The sequence below is a fragment of the Microbacterium sp. genome (assembly GCF_029263575.1).
Taxonomy (GTDB): domain Bacteria; phylum Actinomycetota; class Actinomycetes; order Actinomycetales; family Microbacteriaceae; genus Microbacterium.
The window spans coordinates 1-3,426 of the sequence record NZ_JAJUFV010000229.1 but is presented as its reverse complement, the minus strand read 5'-3'; the positions used below and the strand labels follow the sequence as shown (position 1 = coordinate 3,426).

The 3,426-nt window shown below is 67.7% G+C and carries 4 protein-coding genes; 1 reads left to right on the top strand and 3 read right to left on the bottom strand.

The genetic code is table 11. The features are described 5' to 3' along the window. On the top strand, positions 1-224 hold a 224-nt coding region (locus tag Q1J95_RS15330; protein WP_300269216.1), incomplete at its 5' end, for a tRNA-dihydrouridine synthase. Between the two features lie 16 nt (positions 225-240). Here the strand turns inward: Q1J95_RS15330 and Q1J95_RS15325 are convergent. From Q1J95_RS15325 to Q1J95_RS15315, 3 genes are all read right to left on the bottom strand, one after another. Beyond that, positions 241-1,302, bottom strand: coding sequence for a hemolysin family protein (locus Q1J95_RS15325; RefSeq protein ID WP_300269214.1), 1,062 nt, complete (start codon positions 1,300-1,302; stop codon positions 241-243). Beyond that, entirely contained in the window at positions 1,302-2,618 is a 1,317-nt protein-coding gene (locus tag Q1J95_RS15320; RefSeq protein WP_300269212.1) for a hemolysin family protein, read from the bottom strand. Before Q1J95_RS15320 ends, Q1J95_RS15325 begins: the two co-directional genes overlap by 1 nt. Before the next feature lie 106 nt (positions 2,619-2,724). Then, positions 2,725-3,426 (bottom strand): IMP dehydrogenase (locus tag Q1J95_RS15315; RefSeq protein WP_300269209.1); only part of this gene is annotated, 702 nt, incomplete at its 5' end.

The window sequence follows — 3,426 nt, the reverse complement described above, 5'->3', positions numbered from 1 at the left end:
CCCTCGCGCGCGCCGTGCGCCGCGGCGGGCGTATCCCCGTGAGCGCGGTCGGCCTCATCACGGCAGCTGCGCAGGCCGAACAGGTGCTGCACGAGGGCGCGGCCGATGCGATCTTCGCCGGCCGCGAATGGCTTCGCGATCCCCACTTCGGTCTGCGCGCCGCGCACGAGCTCGGAGCATCCGTCGCCTGGCCCGCGCAGTACGTTCGCGCCCGCTGGCGCTGACGGCCCGAGCCTCGCTCTAGCGGCCGCGCACGCGACGTGTGGCGTCCTGCACCTCGCCGACCAGCTCCTCCAGGATGTCTTCCAAGAACAGCACAGCCGTCGTCTCGCCTCGCTGATCGCGCACACGCGCCAGGTGCCGGCCGGCACGGCGCATGACAGCGAGAGCATCCTCCAAGTCGGTGTCCTGCTGAACAGGGACCATGTGGTGGATGCGCTTGGACGGAATGGCCACGGTCGTCATGGTCGCGGCATCCGCCCCCTCTGAGGCACGCAGGATGTCTTTCAGGTGCACGTAGCCGAGAGCTTCGCCATCATCGTCGACGATGACGTACCGCGAGAACCCGTAGCGGGCCACGGCGCGCTCGATGTCGTCGGGCGTGGTCGTCTGCGGCAGCGTCACCAGATCGCTCAGGGTCACGGCCACGTCCGCGGCCTTCTTGTCGCTGAACTCGACGGCCTTGGCGACGGTACCCGCGGTGTCGGCGAGCACGCCCTCACGACGCGACTGGTCGACGATCGTGGCGACCTCACCCAGGGTGAAGGTCGACGCCGCCTCGTTCTTCGGCTCCACACGGAACAGCCGCAGCACGCCGTTGGCGGCGGCGTTGAGCACCCAGATCACCGGCATGAACACCTTCGACACCCACACCAGCGGCGGCGCGAGGATGAGGACCGCGCGATCGGGAACCGAGAAGGCGAGGTTCTTCGGCACCATCTCGCCGAAGACCACGTGCAGGTACGACACGAGCACCAGCGCGATGATGAATGCGACCAGATCGACCACGGCGTCGGCCCAGCCGAACGCGTGCATCGGGATCCCCAGCAGATGGTGAATCGCCGGTTCCGAGACGTTCAGGATCAGCAGCGAGCAGATCGTGATGCCCAGCTGCGAGGTCGCGAGCATGAGCGTGGCGTGTTCCATGGCGTACAGCGCGGTCTTCGCCGCGCGCGAGCCCTGATCCGCCCGCGGTTCGATCTGCGAGCGCCGTGCGGAGATGACAGCGAACTCGGCACCGACGAAGAAGGCGTTCGCGACGAGGAGCACCACGAGCCAGACAAGGCCTGCCCAATCGTTCATCACAGCACCTCCTCGGTCGGAGCATCGACCGGCACGGGCGTGTACCGCACCCGATCGACTCGGCGTCCGTCCATCCGAACGACCTTCAGGACGCCGGAATCGAGGCTGACCTCGTCGTCGATGGCGGGGACGCGCTCGAGCACGCTCATGATGTAGCCGGCCACCGTGTCGTAGACGTCTCCCGCCGGCACCCGCACACCGGCGCGGCTCTCGAGCTCGTCGGGGCGCAGCTCGCCGGGGAAGGTGATCGAATCGCGACCCTGCACGATGCCGGCACGACTGCGGTCGTGCTCGTCAGAGACCTCGCCGACGATCTCTTCCACGAGATCTTCCAGCGTCACGATGCCGGCTGTTCCGCCGTATTCGTCGACCACGATGGCCATCTGATACCCCCGTGCGCGCAGTTCTGAGATCAGCACGTCGAGGTGCTGCGTCTCGGGAACGCGCAGCGGCTCGGTCGCCAACGCCCCGGCGGGAACATCGTCGCGGCGTTCGCGCGGCACAGACACCGCCGCCTTCAGGTGCACGACCCCCGTGATGTCGTCGAGATCGTCATCGTAGACCGGGAAGCGGCTGTGACCGGTGCGCCGGGCCAGCTGGATGACGTCCTCCGCCGAGTCACTGGCGGCGATCGCATGCATGCTCGGCCGCGGCGTCATGACGTCATCGGCCGACAACCGCGCGAACGTGAGGCTGCGATCGAGCAGGGTCGCCGTGTCTGCCTCGAGCACGCCGGCGCTGGCCGAGCGACGCACGAGCGAGGAGAGCTCTTCAGCGGTACGCGCACCCGAGAGCTCCTCTTTCGGCTCGATCCCGACGGCGCGCAGCATCGCGTTCGCGCTCTCGTTGAGCAGCACGACGGCCGGTTTGAAGATCGTCGTGAACGCGACCTGGAACGGCACCACAAGCTTCGCGGTGGCCAGCGGCAGCGCGAGCGCGAAGTTCTTCGGCACCAGCTCGCCGAAGATCATCGACAGCACGGTCGCCACGAGCATGGCGATGACGGTCGCGATCGGTCCGACCGCGCCCTCGGCGATTCCCCACGAGACGAACGCCGGCGAAAGCAGGTTCGACAGCGCCGGTTCCATCGTGAACCCGGTGAGCAGCGTCGTCAGAGTGATCCCCAGCTGCGCCGACGACAGATGCGTCGAGGTGTGCTTGAGCGCGCTGATGGTCAGTGAGATGCGGGTTTCACCCCGGGCCTGCCTGGCTTCGAGCTCGGCACGGTCGAGGTTGACCAGCGCGAACTCGCTGGCGACGAACAGCCCCGTCCCCACGGTGAGCAGGAGCCCCACTCCCAACATGATGTAGTCCATCAGGCGTTCCCCTCCTCAGATCGGAAGGGCGGGCAGTGGGGCGAAATACTACTACTGGGAGGGTCGTCCATCGTGCTGACTATTCTACCGAACAATCTGGCCGAATTTACCAGCTGACCGGCAGTGCCTTTCCCTCTTCGTACCCTGCAGCCGACTGGCGACCGACGAGTGCGCGCCGGTGGAACTCCGGCACCGACGACGCGCCCGCATAGGTGAACGACGAGCGAACGCCCGAGGTGATCATGTCGAGCAGGTCTTCGACGCCGGGCCGCTGCGGATCCAGGTAGATCCGCGATGACGAGATCCCCTCGGCGAAGAGCTCTTTCCGCGCCCGATCGTAGGCCGACAGCCGCTCGAAGCGAGCCTGGACGGCCTTGGTCGACGCCATGCCCCAGGATTCCTTGTAGATGCGGCCGTCGGCATCGGACTGCAACTGCCCCGGCGCCTCGATCGTGCCGGCGAACCACGAGCCGATCATGACGGATGCCGCGCCCGCGGCGAGCGCGAGTGCGACGTCGCGCGGGTAGCGAACTCCCCCGTCGGCCCAGACGTGCGCGCCGTGCTCGTGCGCGGCCTGTGCCGTCTCGAGACCGGCCGAGAACTGCGGGCGCCCTACCGCGGTCATCATGCGCGTGGTGCACATGGCCCCCGGGCCAACACCGACCTTCAGGATCGACGCCCCCGCATCGACGAGGTCGTGCACGCCGTCGGCGGTGACGATGTTTCCGGCGACCAGCGGAATGCCGAGATTGAGCGCCGACACGGCAGCCAGCGCCCCGAGCATCCCCTCCTGGTGTCCGTGCGCAGT